The organism is Micromonospora rosaria (genome assembly GCF_001567585.1).
GTDB lineage: Bacteria > Actinomycetota > Actinomycetes > Mycobacteriales > Micromonosporaceae > Micromonospora > Micromonospora rosaria.
On the sequence record NZ_LRQV01000020.1, the window covers coordinates 36257 to 56305 of the forward strand.

Below are 20049 nucleotides of genomic sequence, written 5' to 3' on the forward strand. Positions count from 1 at the left end.
TCGGCTGGACCGTCACCGGACCGCCCGTACGCTGGACAAGGTGAGCCCCCGTCGCAACCGTCCCCGCCGGGACGACGCCGCGCACCTGGACCCCGAGCGGGTACGCCAGGGTGTGCCCTCGGTCCAGCAGTGGCGCGACGGCGACTGGCAGGTACGCGGCGTCAGCGGCGGGGCGTCGGCCAAGACGTACCGCTGCCCCGGCTGTGACCAGGAGATCCGCCCCGGGGTGGCGCACGTGGTGGCCTGGCCCGCCGACGACCGGGGCGACCTGACCGACCGCCGCCACTGGCACAGCGGCTGCTGGCAGGCCCGGGACCGGCGCGGCCCGGCGCTGCACCGGGGCCGGGGCGCCCCCCGGCACGGCTGAGGGGATCTCCGCGCCGGGCGGCGTGTCCGGCACGGGCTGAGGGGATCTCCGCGCCGGGCGGCGCGTCCGGCACGGGCTGAGGGATCTTCGTCACGCGGATCCGGCCCGGGCGCGCGGAACGGTCGGGACAGCGCCACACTGGAGCGGTGAGCACCCCGATCCGTGCGTCCTCCGTCCTGCCCGGCCGCCGGGAGGACATCGAGCTGCACACCGCCGACGGTCTGCGCCTGGTCGGGGAGTTGGCCCTGCCGGCGGAGCGGGCGCCGGTGGCCACGCTGCTCTGTCTGCACCCGCTGCCCACCCACGGCGGCATGATGGACAGCCACGTGCTGCGCAAGGCGGCGTGGCGGCTGCCCGCGCTGGCCGACCTGGCCGTGCTGCGCTTCAACACCCGGGGCACCAGCAGCCTGCGCGGCACCAGCGAGGGCGCCTTCGACAACGCCGACGGCGAGCGCTACGACGTCGCCGCCGCGATCGAGTACGCCGAGTTCGCCGAGCTGCCGGAGATCTGGCTGCTCGGCTGGTCCTTCGGCACCGACCTGGCGCTGCGGCACGGCTGCGACCCGGCGGTGACCGGCGCGATCCTGCTCTCGCCGCCGCTGCGCTACTCCGCCGAGGAGGACCTGGCGACCTGGGCCCGCTCCGGCAAGCCGCTCACCGCGCTCGTCCCCGAGCTCGACGACAACCTGCGCCCCGCCGAGGCCCGGCAGCGCTTCGCGGCGGTGCCGCAGGCCGAGGTGGTCGGGGTGCCCGGTGCCAAGCACCTCTGGGTCGGCGACGCGGAGACCGTGCTGAACGAGGTGGTACGCCGGGTCAACCCGCAGGTGGCGGTGCCGCTGCCGACCGAGTGGGACGGGCCGATGGAGACCGGTGACGTCAGCGGGTACGCCGACCGCACGGTGGCCGCCTTCGCGGACACTCCGGTGCCCGGCCCGCGCCCCGACGAGCGCGCCTGAGCGGTCTGCGCTCCGGCGCGCCCGGGAGGTGACCTCCACGAGCGATATACCTGAGCGGAATAATTATTCCCGACAGGTATGTCGGCTCAACGTAGTACCTCCGGCAGTGGGGAGCCGGGGCGTGCCGCGCAGCGTCAGTCGGACTCGACGGTGACCTTGCTCGGGTTGGCGCTGCGCTCGTCGGTGGTCGGCTTGGTCGGCCGCTTCGCCTTCTCCCCGGTGCTGGTGATCTTCGTCGGGGTGGCGCCCCGGCCACCCTCGCCCGGCACCGCTGCCACCGTCGGCTCGCCGTCGACCCCCGTGCTGGGGGTGCCGGCGTCCACCGTGCTGACCGGCTCGGCGACCGGACGGGCCACCGTGGGCGCCGCGCCGTTGGCGGACGCACCGGCCCCGGCGGGCGTCGCAGCCGCGGGCGTCGCAGCCGCGGGCGTCGCGACCGCGGGCTTCGTGCCGTTGTCGGACGGGCCGGCCCCGGTGGGCGCGGCACCGGCGGCGACCACCTCCTGCCGGAGGTTCAACAGGGTCCGCTGGAGGTCGTCGGACTCCTGGCGGGACTTCCAGGTCTCCTGCCGCAGGTCGGCGAGCTGCTGCTGGGCCTGGGCGATCTCCAGCATCACCTGGGCGAGCTGCTGACGGCTGGCGGCGGCCTCCTGCTGGGTGGCGGCGAGGTGCTGTTGGGTCGTCGCCAGGTGCTGCTGGGTGGTGGCGGCGTACTCCTCGAACTGCCGCCGGGACGCCGCCACGTGCTCGTCGGCTGTGCGGCGCTTCTCGCTGGCCTCGGTCTCGGCGCGACCCACCAGGTCGGCGGCCTTCTCCTCGGCCTGCCGGCGCATCGTCGCGGCGTCCCGCTCGGCGGCCTCGCGGATCTGCGCCGCGCCCTGCTCGATCTCGTCGTGGCGGGCGCGGTACCGCTCCTCCAGCTCGTCGTGCCGGGACTTGTGCGCCCGGGTCAGCTCCTCCTGCCGGGCCTTGTACTGCTGCTCCAGCTCGGCGCGGCGCGTGGTGAACTCGGCCTCGGCCTCGGTGCGGCGGGTGGTCAGCTCCCGGTCGGCCGTCTCGCGCCGGCTGTTGACCTCCTTCTCCACGCCGGCCCGCCAGGCGCCCAGCTCCTGCTGCGTCTGGGCCCGCGCGTGCTTGACGTACGCCTCGGTCTCGGCGCGCATCCGCTGCACGTACGCCTCGGTCTCGGCGCGGTTGCGCTTGGCCGCCTCGGTGGCCTGGGTGGTGATCCGGTCGGCCTCCTGCTGGGCCTTCTCCCGGGTCGTGCGACCCGCCTCGGTGGCCTGGTCGAGGGTCTTCTTGGCCTCCTGCTGGGCCTTGGCGTGGGTGGCCCGGCCGGCCTCGGTCGCCGAGTCGATCAGGCGCTTGGCCTCCTGCTGGGCCTTGGCGTGCACCTCCTTGGCGGTGTCCCGGAGCTGGGTGGCCTCCTGTTGGGCCTTCGCCAGCGCCTCCCTCGCCGCGTCGCGGAGCTTGGTCGCCTCCTGCTGTGCCCGGTTGTGGATCTCCTTGGCGGCGTCGCGGAGCTGGGTGGCCTCCTGCTGCGCCTTCGTCAACGCCTCCTGGGCGGAGCGGCGCAGGCCGGCCGCCTCCTGCTTGGCGGCCCGCATCGTCGCCTCGGCCTCGGCCCGCCGGGCGACGCTCTGCCGCTCCTCCTCGGCCCGCCGCGCCGACAGCGCGATCTCGAAGTCCTGGAGGACCTTGTTGGCCTGCTCCCGAGCCTCGTCGATGATGCCCTCGGCGGTGGCCCGCCGGGCCTCGATCTCCTCGCTCGCGGCGATCAGGATCGCCTCCGCCTGCTCCTCGGCGAGGGTGAGGATCTGCTCCACCCGGGGGCCGAGGTGCCGGAACGAGGCCTGGTCCACCACGCCCACCTGCTTGCGTACCTGGGCGAGGTCCCGCTGGAGCACCTCGACCTGGCCGGCCAGCTTGTGGATCTGCGTGTACGCCTGTTCCCGTTCGGCCGCGAGTGTCGCGATCTCGTGCTCCGCACGAGCAACGTACCGGTCGACCTGTCGTTTCTCGTACCCCCGCAGGGCGGACTCGAAGCTGGGCTCCGTGGTCACGTCCCCGCCGAGAGCGAACAGTTCCTCGCCGTGCGACATGTACCCATCCTCACACGCGCCCGGCCTCAGGGGGGCGATACGGACGGCCCCGATGGGACCTACTTCACTGATGCGACCCGACCGGATATCACGGTACGGGACGCACAATACGGCGCGAGGCCCCACCGGTCACCCGATGTCACCCCGCGCCGTACCGAATGCCCCGGCAGGTGTGCCGGCCCTAGCTGTTCTTCTCCGCCGCGACGGGCTCCTGGGCGGCCTCCGCCGGAGCCTTCTCCGGGGCCGGGGCGCCACCCGCCGACGCGGCCGGCGGCACGCCCGGGACGATCCCGGCGAGGCCGGAGAGCATCTGGCCGAGCTGCGAGGTGACCGCGTCCTTCTGCCGGGTCAGGTCCTCGACCTCGCGGCGGGCCGCCTGGGTGGTCAGCTCGGCCTCGGTCCGGGCCTCGGTGAGCAGCCGCTTCGCCTCGGTCTTGGCCTCGTTCAGGGTCTTCTCCGACAGGGCCTTGGCCTTCTCGACCGTGTCCGCGGCGGTCCGCTCCGACTCGACCCGGCGGGCCTCGGCGCGCTGCTCGATCTCCTTGGCCCGGTCCTGCGCGGCGCGGGCCCGCTGCTCGGCCTCGCTGACCAGCTTCTGGGTCTGCGCGACCTGCGCGGCGTGCCGCTCCGACTCCTCGCGCTCGGCCTTCTCCCGCCGCTCGGCGAGTTGCAGCTCCAGGGCCTGGAGGTCCTTGTCCCGCTTGTCCCGGGCGTCGGTGAGCAGCTTGGTCGCCTCGGCGCGCTTCTCCTCGGCCTCGCGGGCGGCCTTGGCCCGCTGCTGGGTGATCTCCCGCTCGGCGGTGGCCCGCAGGGTGGCCACCTCGCGCTCGACGGTCGACTTGAGCTCGGCCACCTCGTGCGCGGTCACCGTGCGCAGCTGCTTGGTCTCGCGCTCGGCGTCGGCGCGCAGCGTGTCGGCCTCGCGGCGGGCCTGCACCCGGACCTCGGCGGCCTCCCGCTCGGCGGCGGTGCGGACGCTGCCCGCCTCCCGCTCGGCGGTGGCCTTCATCGCGGCGGCCTCGGCGCGGGCCTTGTCGGTGATCTCGCGCGCCTCCAGGCGGGCCGCCGAGAGGATGCCCTCCGACTCGCGCTTGGCCTCGTTGCGGTGGTCGTTGGCCTGCTCCTCGGCCAGCCGCAGGATCTGCTCGACCCGGGTGCCGAGCCCGGAGAGGGTCGGCCGGCTGTTCTCCTCGAGCTGCTTGTTGGTCTCGGTCAGCTTTTGCTCGAGGGCGGCCTGCCGCTGCTCGGCCTGGCGGAGCCGGCGCTGCGCGTCGTTCATCCGCTGCTCGGCCTCGGCGCGGGCCTGCTCGGACTGGGTCAGCGCCGCGGTGAGCCGACCGATGAAGTCGTCGACCTGTCCGACGTTGTATCCGCGCAGGCCAACCGTGAAATCGGGCTGCGAGTTCGCGTTATCGAAGAACGCCAGAGGGGAGGACTGCTGCTGGGGCATTGGGACATACTCGCAGACGCCCCAGGGTGCTTCGCAAGAGTGGCCGCCAGCTTTCGTGTCCTCTTTACATGGTCACGTCGGCCCGGCGATCTTGGCAGCTCCCGGGCCGGCCGGTCGAGGTCGCGGGTGACCGGGAAAAGGCCCGGGGGAGGGGCCCCCGGAGCCCTTTGTGAGCCGCGCCGCTATCGCGCGAATGGGTGCCGTGCCTCCGGTGTGGAAAGGCAATCGTGGATCGCCGCAATGGGCGACGGCACCTCCCCCCGGACGGCCCGTCGCCCGACCCGTCGCCTGCGCCCCCGGCCCGGTCAGGGCCGGGTCCGGGGGCGGGCCGTGCCGGGGCGGTCAGTGGCCGGGGGCCGGCTCGACCAGTTCGACCAGGACCCCACCGGCGTCCTTCGGGTGGACGAAGTTGATCCGGGCGCCGGCGGTGCCCCGGCGCGGGGTGTCGTAGAGCAGGCGCAGCCCCCGGGCGCGCAGCGCCGCGCTGGCCGCGTCGACGTCCGCCACCGTGTACGCCACCTGCTGCACGCCCGGCCCGTTGCGGTCCAGGAACTTCGCGATCGTCGACTCCGGGGTCGCCGGGGCGAGCAGCTGCACGCACCCGCCCTCGGCGGTCGGCCCGACCGTCAGCATCGCCTCGCGGACGCCCTGCTCGACGTTGGTCTCGGTGTGCACGCAGCGCATCCCGAAGGTGCGTTGATAGAAGTCGATCGCCGCGTCCAGGTCGGCGACGGCGATACCGACGTGGTCGATGCGGAGCAGCCCGACGTCTGTGAGATGTTCCGCAGCGGGCTCGACGGGGGAGTTCTCAGCCATGGCGTTAGTCTGACCGAACAATCGTTAAGGCGTACGGTCGGCACCCCCTCGGAGGCAGACATGGCTTCGGTGATCGTCAGCGGCGCGCGGACCCCGATGGGGCGCCTGCTCGGCAACCTCAAGGACCTCTCCGCGACCGAGCTGGGCGGCATCGCGATCCGGGCCGCCCTGGAACGTGCCGGTGTCACCCCCGACCAGGTGCAGTACGTCGTGATGGGGCAGGTGCTCCAGGCCGGCGCCGGCCAGATCCCGGCCCGGCAGGCCGCGGTGGCCGCGGGCATCCCGATGTCGGTGCCCGCCCTGACGGTGAACAAGGTCTGCCTCTCCGGCCTGGACGCGATCGCGCTCGCCGACCAGCTCATCCGGGCCGGTGAGTTCGACGTGGTGGTGGCCGGCGGCATGGAGTCGATGACCAACGCCCCGCACCTGCTGCTCGGCCAGCGCACCGGCTACAAGTACGGCGACGTGACGATCAAGGACCACATGGCGCTGGACGGGCTGACCGACCCCTGGGACCGCTGCTCGATGGGGGAGTCCACCGAGCGGCACGGGGCCCGGCACGGCATCACCCGCGCCGAGCAGGACGAGTTCGCCGCCGCCAGCCACCAGCGGGCTGCCGCCGCGCAGAAGAACGGCCACTTCGCCGACGAGATCACCCCGGTGATCATCCCGCAGCGCAAGGGCGACCCGCTGGTGGTCAGCGAGGACGAGGGGATCCGGCCGGAGACCACCGGCGAGTCGCTGGGCAAGCTGCGGCCCGCCTTCGCCGCGGACGGCACCATCACCGCCGCCAGTGCCTCGCCGATCTCCGACGGCGCCGCCGCCGTGGTGGTGATGAGCAAGGCCAAGGCCAGGGAGCTGGGGCTGACCTGGCTGGCCGAGGTCGGCGCGCACGGCAACGTCGCCGGCCCGGACAACTCCCTGCACTCCCAGCCGGCGAACGCGATCCAGCATGCCCTGCGCAAGGCCGGCCTGACCGTCTCCGACCTCGACCTGATCGAGATCAACGAGGCGTTCGCCCAGGTCGGCATCCAGAGCACCCGGGACCTCGGGGTCAGCCCCGACAAGGTCAACGTCAACGGCGGGGCGATCGCCCTGGGCCACCCGATCGGCATGTCCGGCGCCCGGCTGGTGCTCACCCTGGCCCTGGAGCTCAAGCGGCGCGGCGGCGGTACCGGGGCGGCGGCGCTCTGCGGTGGCGGCGGCCAGGGCGACGCGCTGATCATCCACGTGCCGACGGGTGCCGAGGGCTGACCGTGGGCACCGGCGTCGAGCACGTCCCGGCGGACCGTCCCGGCCCCGCCGGGGGTGCCGGCCCGGCCGGGGGCGCCCCGGCCACCGGGTCGATCCGGCGCAGTCGGGACGTACCCCTGCTGGTGGAGCGGGCCCGCGCGGGTGACCCCCGCGCGGTGGCCCGGCTGATCACCCTGGTCGAGTCCGGCGACGACCTGCTGCCGCAGGTGGCGGCGGCGCTCGCGCCCTACGCGGGGCAGGCGCAGGTGGTGGGGCTGACCGGGTCGCCCGGGGTGGGCAAGTCGACCACCACCAACGAGCTGGTCCGGGCGCTGCGCTCGCGGGGGCACCGGGTCGGCGTGCTGGCGATCGACCCGTCCAGCCCGTTCACCGGCGGGGCGATCCTCGGTGACCGGGTCCGGATGCAGGACCACGCCACCGACCCGGGGGTCTACATCCGGTCGATGTCCAGCCGGGGACACCTGGGCGGGCTCTCCGCCGCGACGCCCCAGGCGGTGCGGGTGCTGGAGGGGGCCGGCTGCGACGTGGTGCTGGTGGAGACCGTCGGGGTCGGGCAGGCCGAGGTGGAGGTCGCCTCGCTGGCCGACACCACGCTGGTGCTGCTCGCGCCGGGCATGGGCGACGCGATCCAGGCGGTCAAGGCCGGCATCCTGGAGATCGCCGACGTCTTCGTGGTCAACAAGGCCGACCGGGACGGCGCGGACGCCACCGTCCGGGACATCCAGGGCAACATCGCCCTGAGTGAGCGGGGGCCGGGCGAGTGGCGTCCGCAGGTGGTGCGGACGGTCGCCGCCCGGGGCGAGGGGATCGACGACCTCGCCGCCGCGCTCGACAAGCACCGTGGCTGGCTGGTCGAGCACGACGAGCTGCGCCGCCGCCGCGAGGCGCGGGCCGCCGCCGAGGTCGAGGCGATCGCGCTCGGCGCGCTCCGCGCCCGGATCGGCTCCCTGCGCGACGGTACGGAGCTGCCGGCGCTCGCCGCGCGGGTGGCCGGGGGCAGCCTCGACCCGTACGCCGCCGCCGCCGAACTCCTCGCCCAGCTCGGCGCCTGACGGTCCACTGCGGATCCACCGGTCGGTACGCTCGTCGTCGGGTCGGCGCGGCGGCCGACCGGTGGCGGGACGACAGGGGAGTGGGCCGTGAACGTCGAGGAGACCCAGGAACTGGCCCTGAGCCCGGACGCGGTGGCGGGTGGGCGGACGCGGATCTCCACCGAGGTGGTGGAGAAGATCGCGGTGGCCGCCACCCGGTCCGTGCCGGGCGTGGCCGAGCTCGGTGGCGACTTCGCCCGAATGGTCAACGCCGTGCTGGACCGGGTCGGCCTCGACCAGGTCGGGGACGCCCGCCGGGGCTGCTCGGCGCACATCTCGAACGGGACAGCGCTGATCAACCTGGTGCTGGTGACCGTCGCCGGGCACCCGGTCCCGCAGGTGGTCGACGAGGTCCGGACGAAGGTGACGCAGGCCGTCGAGGCGTACGGGCTGCGGGTCGAGGAGATCAACATCCGGGTCGACGACGTGGTCCTGGACGAACCGGCCCCGCCGACGCCGTGAGCCCCGGCCGCCCCCGCCGGTACCCGGGCGGGCCCGGCGGCGGCCGGCGCCCGTCGCGCCCCGTGTCCGCTCCGGTTACCGACGGGTACCAACCTCCTTAGCGATCGTTCAGTGCGCGATCTACACTCGACGTGCAGTCGAGGACTCAGGAGGAGCCCTGCGCATGAACGCCGACGAGATCGCCGCCGGACGGGCCCGCTGGCAGGCCCGGTACGACGCCGCGCGCAAGCGGGACGCCGACTTCACCACGCTCTCCGGGATGACCGTCGACCCGGTCTACGGCCCGCCCGAGGGGACCGGGTACCCGGGCTTCGAGCGGATCGGCTGGCCGGGGGAGTACCCGTACACCCGGGGGCTGCACCCGACCGGGTACCGGGGGCGGACCTGGACGATCCGGCAGTTCGCCGGGTTCGGCAACGCCCACCAGACCAACGAGCGGTACAAGATGATCCTCGGCGCGGGTGGCGGCGGGCTCTCCGTCGCCTTCGACATGCCGACCCTGATGGGGCGCGACTCCGACGACCCGCAGGCGCTCGGCGAGGTCGGGCACTGCGGGGTCGCGGTGGACTCGGCCGCCGACATGGAGGTGCTCTTCGACGGCATCGACCTGGCCGCCGTGACCACCTCGATGACCATCTCCGGCCCGGCCGTGCCGGTGTTCTGCATGTACCTGGTCGCCGCCGAGCGGCAGGGCGCCGACCTGTCCCGGCTGGACGGCACCCTCCAGACCGACATCTTCAAGGAGTACATCGCGCAGAAGGAGTGGCTCTTCGAGCCCGAGCCGCACCTGCGCCTGATCGGCGACCTGATGGAGTACTGCGCGCGGGAGATCCCCCGGTACAAGCCGCTGTCGGTCTCCGGGTACCACATCCGCGAGGCCGGCTCGACCGCCGCGCAGGAACTGGCGTACACCCTGGCCGACGGGTTCGGGTACGTCGAACTGGGGCTGTCGCGGGGGCTGGACGTGAACGTCTTCGCCCCCGGCCTGAGCTTCTTCTTCGACTCGCACCTCGACTTCTTCGAGGAGATCGCCAAGTTCCGCGCCGCCCGCCGGATCTGGGCCCGCTGGCTGCGCGAGGTGTACGGCGCGACCAGCGAGAAGGCGCTCTGGCTGCGGTTCCACACGCAGACCGCCGGGGTGTCGCTGACCGCCCAGCAGCCGGTCAACAACGTGGTCCGGACCGCCGTGGAGGCGCTGGCGGCGGTGCTCGGCGGCACCAACTCGCTGCACACCAACGCCCTGGACGAGACCCTGGCCCTGCCCACCGACGAGTCCGCCGAGATCGCCCTGCGCACCCAGCAGGTGCTGATGGAGGAGACCGGGGTGACCAACGTGGCCGACCCGCTCGGTGGCTCCTGGTACGTCGAGGCGCTCACCGACAGGATCGAGGCGGAGGCGGAGGAGATCTTCGCCCGGATCCGTCAGCTCGGTGGGGAGGGCCCGCACCAGATCGGCCCGATGACCTCGGGCATCCTGCGCGGCATCGAGGACGGCTGGTTCACCGGCCAGATCGCCGAGTCGGCCTTCGTGTACCAGCAGGCGCTGGAGAAGGGCGAGAAGAAGATCGTCGGGGTCAACTGCCACACCGGTACGGTCGCCAAGGAGCTGGAGATCCTGCGCATCTCGCACGAGGTGGAGCTGGAGCAGCGCCGGATGCTGGCGCAGCGCAAGGCCGGCCGGGACGAGGCGGCGGTCCGTGCCGCCGTCGGGCGCATGGTCGAGGTGAGCCGGACCGGGGAGAACATGATCCCGGCCATGCTCGACGCGGTCCGCGTCGAGGCCACCCTCGGCGAGATCTGCGACGCGCTGCGCGCCGAGTGGGGCGTCTACCGCGAGCCCGCCCGCTTCTGACCCGACCCCCGTGCCCGCCCCGTCTCCACGGTCCGCCGGGGGACGGCGGCGGGCCCGGTGGTGAGCAGGGTGAGGGCGGCAACTGTGGCGTCGCGGCTGAGCTGAGTTCCGTGGCCCGCGTGCGAGACTAGATAACCATGAGCGACCCACGGATCACCTCGTCGATCTTCACCCGCGGCGCGGTCGACCTCAGCGCGCTGCGCACCCCCGCACCGGCTCCTGCCCGTCCCGCCGCCCCGGCCCCGACCGGCCCGTCGCCGACCGGCGTTCCGGGCGGCCCCGCCGCCGGTGGCGGCGTCACCGTGATCGATGTGACCGAGGCGACCTTCCAGTCCGAGGTCCTCGAACGCTCGCTGACGACACCGGTGGTCGTCGACTTCTGGGCCGAGTGGTGCCAGCCCTGCAAGCAGCTCTCCCCGGTGCTGGAGAAGCTGGCGGTCGAGGGCGGCGGCGCCTGGGTGCTCGCCAAGATCGACGTCGACGCCAACCCCCGGATCGCCCAGATGTTCCGGGTGCAGGGCATCCCGATGGTCTACGCGGTGGTCGGCGGGCAGCCGGTCGACGCGTTCTCCGGCGTGGTCCCCGAGGCGCAGCTGCGGCAGTGGATCCAGGCCGTGCTCGCCGCCGGTGGGGTCACCGTCGAGACGCCGGGCGACCCCCGGCTCGACGAGGCCGACGACGCGCTGATGAGCGGTGACCTGGACGCCGCCGAGGCCGCGTACCGCAAGATCCTGGCCGAGACCCCGGCGGACGCCGTGGCCGAGGCGGGGCTGGCCCAGGTCGGGCTGGCCCGGCGGGTCGCCGGCGCGAACCCGGCCACGGCGCTGGCCGCCGCCGAGGCGGCCCCGGACGACGTGGACGCGCAGCTGCTCGCCGCCGACGTGGAGGTGCTCTCCGGCCTGGCCGAGTCGGCGTACGCCCGGCTGGTCGCCGTGGTGCGGCGGACCAGCGGCGAGGACCGCGAGAAGGTACGCCAGCACCTGGTGTCGCTGTTCAGCGTCGCCGGGCCGGACGACCCCGCCGTCGCCTCCGCCCGTCGGGCCCTGGCCAGCGCCCTGTTCTAGCCCCGCCCCGGGCCGCCTCCCGCGCCCGGTACGGATGTCCGCAGCGCGGGCCGGCACCGGCCGGCCCGCCCGAGCACACCGGGACCGCGTACACCAGCGACCGAGCAGGCAGGGACGGAGGACGGGTGCCCATGAAGCGTCGGATCGCCGTCCTCGACGCGCCGACCAACCTCGGCCTGCGTCCACCCACGCTGACCTCGGTGCCCGGCTGCGGGAAGGCACCCGGGGCGCTGCGCGACCACGACCTGGTCACCCGACTGGGGGCCCGGGACGCCGGCTGCCTGACCCCACCCCGGTACGACCCCGGTGACTGGCGCCCCGGGGACGGGGTCTGCCACGCGCGGGAGATCGCCGCGTACTCGACGGCGTTGGCCGGCCGGCTCGGCGCGATCATCGACCGGGGGGAGTTCCCGCTGGTCCTGGGCGGTGACTGCTCGGTGCTGATCGGGTCGGCGCTGGCCATGCACCGGCTCGGCGAGGCGGTCGGCGGCCGGATCGGGTTGGTCTTCGTCGACGGCCACTCCGACTTCCGGCACCCCGGCAACGCCTCCTACGTCGGCGCGGCGGCCGGCGAGGACCTCGCCCTGGTCACCGGGCGCGGGCAGGCCGACCTGGCCGCCATCGAGGGACGCCGGCCGTACTTCCGGGACATCGACGTGGTGGTCCTCGGCATCCGCGCCCAGGACGAGTACCGTCTCGACCTCCAGGCCGCCGGGATCGTCAACCGGCCGGTGCCGGCGCTGCGCGCCGAGGGCGCGGCCCGGACCGCGCAGTGGGCGCACGAGCAGCTCGCCGACTGCGCCGGGTACTGGGTGCACATCGACGTGGACGTCCTGGACCCGGCGGTGATGCCGGCGGTCGACGCCCCCGACCCCGGCGGGATCGCCTTCGCCGAGCTGGAGATCCTGCTGGCCGGCCTGGTGGACACCCCGCACTGCCTCGGCGTCGAGCTGACCGTCTTCGACCCCGACTACGACCCGGACGGCGCGTACGCCGCCGAGATCGTCAACACCCTGGTCGCCGGGCTGGCCCCGGTCTCCGCCCCGGACCCGGCGCCGCCGTCCCTCTCCCTGCCCTCGCCCAGGTCGTTCCGACCGCTGGCCCCGGAGCCGCGCCGCCGGCTCGCCGACGGGTCCGCCGACGGGACTCCTGAGGGGTCGTCGGACGGGTTCCCCCGCGACGCCACGGCCGGGGACCCGGTCGAGGCCGCCCCGACGGGCGGAACCGCGCCCGACGACGCGGACGCCCCGGGGGCCGTGGACGTGCCCGGGGCTGCGGAGCGTCCGGTCAGCGGTGGAGGGCGCGCAGGAAGCGTTCGGTGATCGGGACGGCCGACTCGGTGCTGGAGCCGCCCTTCTCGACGAAGACCGCGAACGCCACGTCACCCTGCCACCCCACGAACCAGGCGTGCGTGTTCGCGGGGTTGTCGTCGTACTCGGCGGTGCCGGTCTTGCCGTGCACCGGGTCGCCGGGGACGTCGGCCAGGGCCTTGCCGGTGCCGGTGGTGACCACCGCGCGCATCATCGTCCGCAGTGGCTCGACCGACTCGGCCCGGAGCTGCGGGCCGGGTTCGGCGCGCTGCTGCGGCGCCGGGTCCAGCAGCAGGGTCGGCTGCTCCCAGCGGCCCCGGGCGACCGCGGCGGTGGCCGCCGCCATGGCCAGCGGGCTGACCTGGGTGGTGCCCTGCCCGAAGGACGCGGCGGCCTGCTCGGTCGCCGACCCGCCGGTGGAGACCTTGCCGGTGAAGGCCTCGACGCCGAGGTCCCAGGTGCCCTCCAGGCCGAGCGTACGGCCGGTCTCGGCGAGGCCGTCCGGGCCGAGCTCCGGGGCCAGCGCGGCGAAGGCGGTGTTGCAGGAACGGGCGAAGACCGTCCGGAACGGTACCGAGCCCAGCTCGAAGTCGTTCGAGTTCTTGAAGGAGCGGCCCTCGACGGTGAACGTCTTCGGGCAGTCGACCCGACCGTCGAGGGTGATCGCCTGCCGGTCCAGCAGGCCCAGCGTGCTGACCATCTTGAAGGTGGAGCCGGGCGGCACCTGCGCGGTGAAGGCGAGGTTCGTGCCGGCCGCCCCGGGACCGTTGGCGACGGCGAGCACCGCCCCGTCGCTGATCCGGACCGCCACCAGCGCGGAGGTGCGCTTCTCGGCGCGCAGCGCCGCGTCGGCGGCGTTCTGCGTCCGCACGTCCAGGGTGGTCTTCAGCGACTCGCCCGGCTGCGGCTCGCGGCGGAACAGCTCCGTGTCGGTGGGGACCAGGGTGCCGTCCGGCCCCGGCCGCTTGGTGATCACGGAGACGCCGGGGACGCCCCGGAGCCGGACGTCGTACCGGCCCTGGAGCCCGCCGTGGCCGACCAGGTCGCCCGCGACGTACCGGTCGGGGTGGGCCTTGAGGTCGTCGGCCTGGGCCGGGTCCACCGAGCCGAGCAGCGCGCGGGCGAACTCCCGGGTCGGGGCCAGGTCGAGCTCGTCGGCCTGGTACTTCGTGCCCGGCAGGTCGTAGATCCGCGACCGGATCTGGTCGTACGCGGCGCGGCGCAGGGTGACCACCTCGACGAAGGCGTCCGGCTTGGCCTCGGCGAGTCGTTTCGGCAGGTCGGAGAGGTCGACCGGGGGAGTGATCGGCGGCTTGACCGCCCGGAACGCGGCGGTCAGGTCGGCGGAGAGCTTCCGCACGTCGGTGACCTCGCTGGGCTGCACCCCCACCCGTACCACCGGCCGGGGCGTGACGATCGGCTCGCCGGCGGCGTCCAGGACCGCCGACCGGGTGCCCACGGTGCGCCGCAGCCCCAGCCGGTCCCCCTTGGTGAGCTGCTCGTGCACCACCTCGGGGGACCAGATCACCTGCCAGTCGTCACCGGAGCGGCGCAGCCGCAGCTCCCGGTCGTACTCCCAGCGGGTGTCGCCGGGCAGCGTCCAGGTCACCCGGAACCGGCTGGTCGCGGTGTCCTGGGTGACCTCGGCGTCACCCGACCGGCGCAGCTCGGGCGGGGTGTCGACCAGCTCGCCGGCGAGCGTGCGCAACTCGTCGGTGACCTGCTCGGCGCTGATCCGGGCCCCGGTGGGGTCGATGAACCCGACCGGGGTCAGGTCACCGGAGCGCCAACCGGCCAGGAAGGCGTCCACGCTCCCCTCCGGCCCGTCACTGTCCGAACATCCGGTCAGCAACCCGGCGGCCATCGTGACGGCGGCCACGACGGCGAGGTACCGGCGGGCGGGACGGTGGTACGGGCGTGCGGGTGGCATCGGGCTCCCCTCGGCTCGGCTTGCCCCGCACGCTAGTACGAGATCGCCACCGGCACTGCCCCGGCCAGGGCGGATCCGGTAAAGAGGGTGGGCCGAGAGTGTGATGAAAATCCCGAGCCGGGGTATCCAGCAGCCGTTCGCCCACGTACCCACAACGGGTGAAAGGACTTCAACCCCGATCCGGACGTCCGGCCGGTGGTCCGCCGAGCAGCGTGGAGATCGGCAGGCCTAGGCTGGGCGGAGAGTGACCCACAACGCCGTGGGTTGAGGGGAGTGCACCAATGGACCGGCGTCCGGCGATCAAACCGGGTCCCGACCTCCGGCAGGTTGACACCGGCCGGGACGACAGCTTCGATACGGCGACCGACGGGGACGGCCACGGCCGACTCGACACCGGAGTGACCGGTTTGACCGGTTCGAGTGTCGACACCCTCTACGATCTCGGCCTACCCCCCGAGGCGCTGGCCGACGACGTGGAGGACGCCGAGCTCGACGAGCCGGTGCCGAACGCGGAGCGGCTGGTGGCCCAGGCGGTGGCCCTGGCCGGGGACGACCACGACGCGGCCACCCTGGTCGGCCGGTTCTGGCGGTTCGCGCCGGACGAGGAGCTGATCGGCTTCACCCCGGAGGAGATGCTCGACGCTGCCCGCGCGCACCGGGACCTCGCCGAGCAGCGGGTGCCGGGCGAGCTGAAGCTGCGGATCCACGCCCCCGGCGCCGACCAGCACCACACGGTCATCGAGATCGTCACCGACGACATGCCGTTCCTGGTCGACTCGATGACGGCGCTGCTCAACGCGCACCACCTCGACGTGCACATGCTGGTCCACCCGCTGGTGGTGGTCCGGCGGGAGCCGCTGGGTCGGCTGACCGAGGTCTCCGCCGACGTCGAGCCCGACGACGCGATCGCCGGGGACCTGGTCGAGAGCTGGATGCGGATCGAGATCGACCCGATCCGGGACGCCGAGCAGCGTGACCGGTTGCGGCGGGAACTCCAGCGGGTCCTCACCGACGTGCGGGAGGCGGTGGAGGACTGGCCGAAGATGCGCCAGTGCGCCCTGACGCTCGCCGACGACCTCGCCGCCGCGCGGACCTCCGAGAGCCGCCCACCGGTGCCGGAGAAGGACATCACCGACTCGGTGGAGCTGCTGCGCTGGCTCGCCCACGACCACTTCACCTTCCTCGGCTACCGGGAGTACCGGCTGGTCGACGCGCCGTCGGACGACCCGGCCGGTGGCGCCGGCGGCAAGGCGCTGGAGGCGGTCCTCGGCACCGGGCTGGGCATCCTGCGGCAGGACGCGCCGGAGGCGCGGGCGTTGGCCTCGATGACCCCGGAGGCGCACGAGAAGGTGCTGGAGAAGCGCCTGTTGATCATCACCAAGGCGAACTCCCGGGCCACCGTGCACCGGTCGGCGTACCTGGACTACATCGGCTTCAAGATCTTCGACGAGCACGGCGAGGTGGTCGGGGAGCGGCGGTTCCTCGGCCTCTTCTCCACCGCCGCGTACCGGACCAGCGTGCGGGAGTTGCCGGTGGTCCGCCGCAAGGTCGCCGAGGTGCTGGAGCGCTCCGGCCTGAGCCAGCGCAGCCACTCCGGCAAGGACCTGCTCCAGATCCTGGAGACCTACCCGCGCGACGAGCTGTTCCAGATCAAGACCGACGACCTGTACCACGCGGTGATCGGCGTGCTGCGGATGGCCGGTCGCCGGCAGCTGCGGGTCTTCCTGCGCCGGGACGCGTACGGGCGGTTCATCTCCTGCCTGATCTACCTGCCCCGGGACCGGTTCACCACGCAGAACCGGCTGCGGATGCAGGACATCCTGCTGCGCGAGCTGAACGGTGTCGGGGTGGACTACACCACCCGGGTCACCGAGTCGATGCTGGCCCGGGTGCACTTCATCGTCCGGACCGACCCGGGCAACCCGCCGGGGGAGATCGACGCCGACCTGCTCGCCGAGGAACTGGCCGACGCCACCCGGCTCTGGGACGACGACTACCGGCTGGTGCTGGAGCGCAAGCTCGGCGACGAGCAGGCCAAGCACCTGTTCACCCGGTACGCCGACGCGTTCCCGGAGGGGTACAAGGACGGGCACACGCCGTACGAGGCGATGAAGGACCTGGCCAAGCTGGAACTGCTGGAGGAGCCCGGCCAGCTGGAGATGCACCTGTTCCGCAAGCAGCTCGCCCCGCGTCCGGGGCAGCGGGGGGCGGAGCTGGACGAGGCGATGAACGTCCGGTTCAAGGTGTACCGGTACGGCGAGCCGATGATGCTCTCGGCGGTGCTGCCGGTGCTGCACTCGCTCGGTGTGAAGGTGGTCGACGAGCACCCGTACGAGGTGGACCGGATCGACGGCCGGATCTGGCTGTACGACTTCGGTCTGCACCTGCCCGAGGGGCACCAGGAGCTGTCCGAGGTCCGCCCGCACGTGGAGAACGCCTTCGCCGCCGCCTGGCGGGGCGAGGCCGAGGTGGACGGCTTCAACGAGCTGGTGCTGCGGGCCGGGCTGACCTGGCGGCAGGTGGTGGTGCTGCGCGCGTACGCGAAGTACCTGCGCCAGGCCGGCACGGTCTTCTCCCAGGACTACGTGGAGTCGACCTTCACCGCGAACCCGGGCATCGCCGCGCTGCTGGTGGAGCTCTTCGAGGTCCGGTTCGCCCCGGAGTCGGGGCTGGACGCGGCGGGCCGTGAGGCGCGCGGCAAGGAGCTGGTGACGGCGGTCACCGAGGCGCTGGACGAGGTGGCCAGCCTCGACCAGGACCGGATCCTGCGCTCGTACCTGACCCTGATCCAGGCCACCCTGCGGACCAGCTTCTACCAGAAGCGGCCCGACGGCCGGCCCAAGTCGTACGTGGCGTTCAAGCTGGACCCGCAGGCCATCCCGGACCTGCCGGCGCCCCGGCCGAAGTTCGAGATCTTCGTGTACTCGCCCCGGTTCGAGGGGGTGCACCTGCGGTTCGGCCCGGTGGCCCGGGGCGGGCTGCGCTGGTCCGACCGGCGGGAGGACTTCCGGACCGAGGTGCTCGGCCTGGTCAAGGCGCAGATGGTGAAGAACGCCGTGATCGTGCCGGTGGGCGCCAAGGGCGGCTTCGTGCTCAAGCAGAAGCCGGGCGACCGGGACGAGGCGGTGATCTGCTACAAGGAGTTCATCTCCGCCCTGCTCGACGTCACCGACAACATCGTCAGCGGCGAGATCGTGCCCCCGGCGGACGTGGTGCGGCACGACGCCGACGACCCGTACCTGGTGGTGGCGGCGGACAAGGGCACCGCGACCTTCTCCGACATCGCCAACGAGATCTCGGCGGCGCACACCTTCTGGCTGGGCGACGCGTTCGCCTCCGGCGGCTCGGCCGGGTACGACCACAAGAAGATGGGCATCACCGCCCGGGGCGCCTGGGAGTCGGTGAAGCGGCACTTCCGGGAGCTGGGGCACGACACCCAGAGGCAGGACTTCACCGTGGTCGGCGTCGGCGACATGTCCGGTGACGTGTTCGGCAACGGGATGCTGCTCTCGGAGCACATCCGGTTGGTGGCCGCCTTCGACCACCGGCACATCTTCATCGACCCGGACCCGGACGCGGCCAGCTCGTACGCCGAGCGCAAGCGGCTGTTCGAGCTGCCCCGCTCGTCGTGGGAGGAGTACGACCGGTCGCTGATCTCGGCCGGCGGCGGGGTGCACTCGCGGACCGCCAAGTCGATCCCGATCACGCCGCAGGTGCGCGGGGTGCTCGGCCTGGCCGGGGACGTCACCCAGCTCTCCCCGCAGGAGCTGATGAAGGCGATCCTCACCGCTCCGGTGGACCTGTTCTGGAACGGCGGCATCGGCACCTACGTCAAGTCGGCCGGCGAGACCAACGCCGAGGTGGGGGACAAGTCCAACGACGCCATCCGGGTCGACGGCCGCAGCCTGCGCTGCCGGGTGGTCGGCGAGGGCGGCAACCTCGGCTTCACCCAGCACGGCCGGATCGAGTACGCGCTGGCCGGCGGGCGGATCTACACCGACTTCATCGACAACGCGGCCGGGGTGGACTGCTCCGACCACGAGGTGAACATCAAGATCCTGCTGAACACGGCGGTCGCCGACGGCGAACTGGACCGGCCGGAACGGGACGAACTGCTCGCCGCGATGACCGACGAGGTCGGCGAGCTGGTGCTGCGGGACAACTACGACCAGGCGCGGGCGATCAACAACTCGCAGGCGCAGGCCGGCTCGCTGCTCCCGGTGCACCGCCGCATGATCAGCGAACTGGAGCGCTCCGGGGTGCTGGACCGGGCGCTGGAGGGCCTGCCGTCCGACGACGAGCTGGCCGTCCGGGCCGAGTCCGGGCTGACCGCGCCGGAGTTCGCGGTGCTGCTCGCGTACGTGAAGATCGCGCTGGAGCGGGAGATCCTCACCGAGGGGATCGCGGACGAGGAGTGGACGACCGAGGTCCTGGTCAACTACTTCCCGACACCGATGCGGCAGCGGTTCGCCGACCGGATGGGCCGGCACCGGCTGCGCCGGGACATCGTGACCACGGTGCTGGTCAACGAGGCGATCAACCGGGGCGGCATCTCGTTCGTCTTCCGGGTGGTCGAGGAGACGGCGGCCTCGGCGGCGGACGTGATCCGGGCGTACGTGGTGGTCCGCGAGGTGTTCGGGCTGCGCGAGCTGTGGGACGCGATCGAGTCGCTGGACAACCGGGTCGACCCGGAGGTGCAGACCGGCATCTACCTGGACAGCCGGCGGCTGCTGGACCGGGCGGTCCGGTGGCTGGTGACCAACCGGCGCTCCCCGCTGGACGTGCCGGCGGAGATCGCCCGGCTGCGCGACGGGGTGACCCGGCTGCTGCCGAAGCTGGACGACCTCTTCTACGGCAGCGAGCGGGAGGCCATCGCCGAGCACATCGACTCCTCGACCCGCAAGGGGCTTCCCCGGGAGCTGGCCGAGCGGGCCACCCGGCTGATGTACAGCTTCGGCCTGCTCGACGTGGTGGAGACCGCCGCGCAGACCGGCCGGGACGTGGACGAGGTGGCCTCGATCTACTTCGTCCTCTCCGACCGGTTCCGGGTGGACACCCTGCTGTCGAAGATCTCCCTGCTGCCCCGGGAGGACCGGTGGCAGACGCTGGCCCGGATGGCGCTGCGCTACGACCTGTACGCCGCGCTGGCCGCGCTCACCGCGGAGGTGCTGGACTCCACCCCGGACAGCCAGCCGCCGCACGAGCGGGTGTCGCAGTGGGAGCAGTCGAACGCCACCTCGATCCACCGGGCGCAGCGGGCGATGGGGGAGTTCGACGAGTCCCGCGCGGACCTCGCCGCCCTGTCGGTGCTGCTGCGCCAGATCCGTACCCTGGTCCGGACCTCCGCCGCCGCCTGACCGCCCGGCCGGCACGGTCACCCGACCGCGCCGGCCGG

At 73.3% G+C, this 20049-nt stretch carries 13 protein-coding genes; 9 read left to right on the forward strand and 4 right to left on the reverse strand.

Going from position 1 to position 20049, the window contains the following annotated elements; translation table 11 throughout:
* The first annotated feature begins 40 nt into the window (after positions 1 to 40).
* Together AWW66_RS08645 and AWW66_RS08650 are read left to right on the forward strand one after the other, a co-directional pair.
* Complete coding sequence (locus AWW66_RS08645) at positions 41 to 367, forward strand: hypothetical protein (protein WP_067362376.1); 327 nt, start codon at positions 41 to 43, stop codon at positions 365 to 367.
* A 146-nt stretch (positions 368 to 513) separates the two neighbouring features.
* Complete coding sequence (locus AWW66_RS08650) at positions 514 to 1323, forward strand: alpha/beta hydrolase (RefSeq protein WP_067362379.1); 810 nt, start codon at positions 514 to 516, stop codon at positions 1321 to 1323.
* A gap of 134 nt (positions 1324 to 1457) precedes the next feature.
* Here AWW66_RS08650 and AWW66_RS08655 read toward each other — a convergent pair whose 3' ends face one another.
* From AWW66_RS08655 to mce, 3 genes are all read right to left on the reverse strand, one after another.
* On the reverse strand, positions 1458 to 3425 hold the full coding sequence (locus tag AWW66_RS08655; RefSeq protein WP_067362381.1) for a coiled-coil domain-containing protein: 1968 nt from the start codon (positions 3423 to 3425) through the stop codon (positions 1458 to 1460).
* Positions 3426 to 3606: 181 nt separating this feature from the next.
* Positions 3607 to 4875, reverse strand: coding sequence for a cell division protein DivIVA (locus tag AWW66_RS08660; RefSeq protein ID WP_067362384.1), 1269 nt, complete (start codon positions 4873 to 4875; stop codon positions 3607 to 3609).
* 342 nt (positions 4876 to 5217) lie between these two features.
* Positions 5218 to 5691 (reverse strand): methylmalonyl-CoA epimerase, encoded by a 474-nt coding sequence (gene mce / locus AWW66_RS08665; protein ID WP_067362387.1) that lies wholly within the window; start codon positions 5689 to 5691, stop codon positions 5218 to 5220.
* A gap of 60 nt (positions 5692 to 5751) precedes the next feature.
* Between mce and AWW66_RS08670 the strand changes: the two genes are divergently transcribed.
* From AWW66_RS08670 to AWW66_RS08695, 6 genes are all read left to right on the forward strand, one after another.
* A complete protein-coding gene (locus AWW66_RS08670; protein WP_067362390.1) occupies positions 5752 to 6945 on the forward strand; it encodes an acetyl-CoA C-acetyltransferase in 1194 nt (397 codons plus the stop codon).
* Between the two features lie 92 nt (positions 6946 to 7037).
* Positions 7038 to 7997: a methylmalonyl Co-A mutase-associated GTPase MeaB gene (meaB, locus tag AWW66_RS08675; RefSeq protein WP_067362460.1), complete on the forward strand. Its 960-nt coding sequence runs from the start codon at positions 7038 to 7040 to the stop codon at positions 7995 to 7997.
* 87 nt (positions 7998 to 8084) lie between these two features.
* Complete coding sequence (locus tag AWW66_RS08680; protein WP_067362393.1) at positions 8085 to 8498, forward strand: Asp23/Gls24 family envelope stress response protein; 414 nt, start codon at positions 8085 to 8087, stop codon at positions 8496 to 8498.
* 163 nt (positions 8499 to 8661) lie between these two features.
* Positions 8662 to 10350 carry a coenzyme B12-dependent isobutyryl-CoA mutase large subunit gene (gene icmA, locus AWW66_RS08685; RefSeq protein ID WP_067362396.1) on the forward strand — a complete coding sequence of 563 codons (1689 nt, stop codon included), beginning with the start codon at positions 8662 to 8664 and terminating at the stop codon, positions 10348 to 10350.
* A 137-nt stretch (positions 10351 to 10487) separates the two neighbouring features.
* Entirely contained in the window at positions 10488 to 11414 is a 927-nt protein-coding gene (locus AWW66_RS08690) for a tetratricopeptide repeat protein (protein ID WP_067362399.1), read from the forward strand.
* A gap of 131 nt (positions 11415 to 11545) precedes the next feature.
* Positions 11546 to 12736 carry an arginase family protein gene (locus tag AWW66_RS08695; protein ID WP_067362403.1) on the forward strand — a complete coding sequence of 397 codons (1191 nt, stop codon included), beginning with the start codon at positions 11546 to 11548 and terminating at the stop codon, positions 12734 to 12736.
* On the opposite strand, the gene AWW66_RS08700 is transcribed toward AWW66_RS08695, so the two are convergent.
* The gene (locus AWW66_RS08700; protein WP_067362406.1) at positions 12702 to 14654 is read right to left on the reverse strand and encodes a penicillin-binding transpeptidase domain-containing protein; all 1953 of its coding nucleotides are present in this window, start codon (positions 14652 to 14654) and stop codon (positions 12702 to 12704) included. The two genes, AWW66_RS08695 and AWW66_RS08700, sit on opposite strands and share 35 nt — an antisense overlap.
* 281 nt (positions 14655 to 14935) lie before the next feature.
* On the opposite strand from AWW66_RS08700, the gene AWW66_RS08705 reads away from it, so the two are divergent.
* Positions 14936 to 20011, forward strand: coding sequence for an NAD-glutamate dehydrogenase (locus tag AWW66_RS08705; protein WP_067362409.1), 5076 nt, complete (start codon positions 14936 to 14938; stop codon positions 20009 to 20011).
* Positions 20012 to 20049 lie beyond the last annotated feature (38 nt).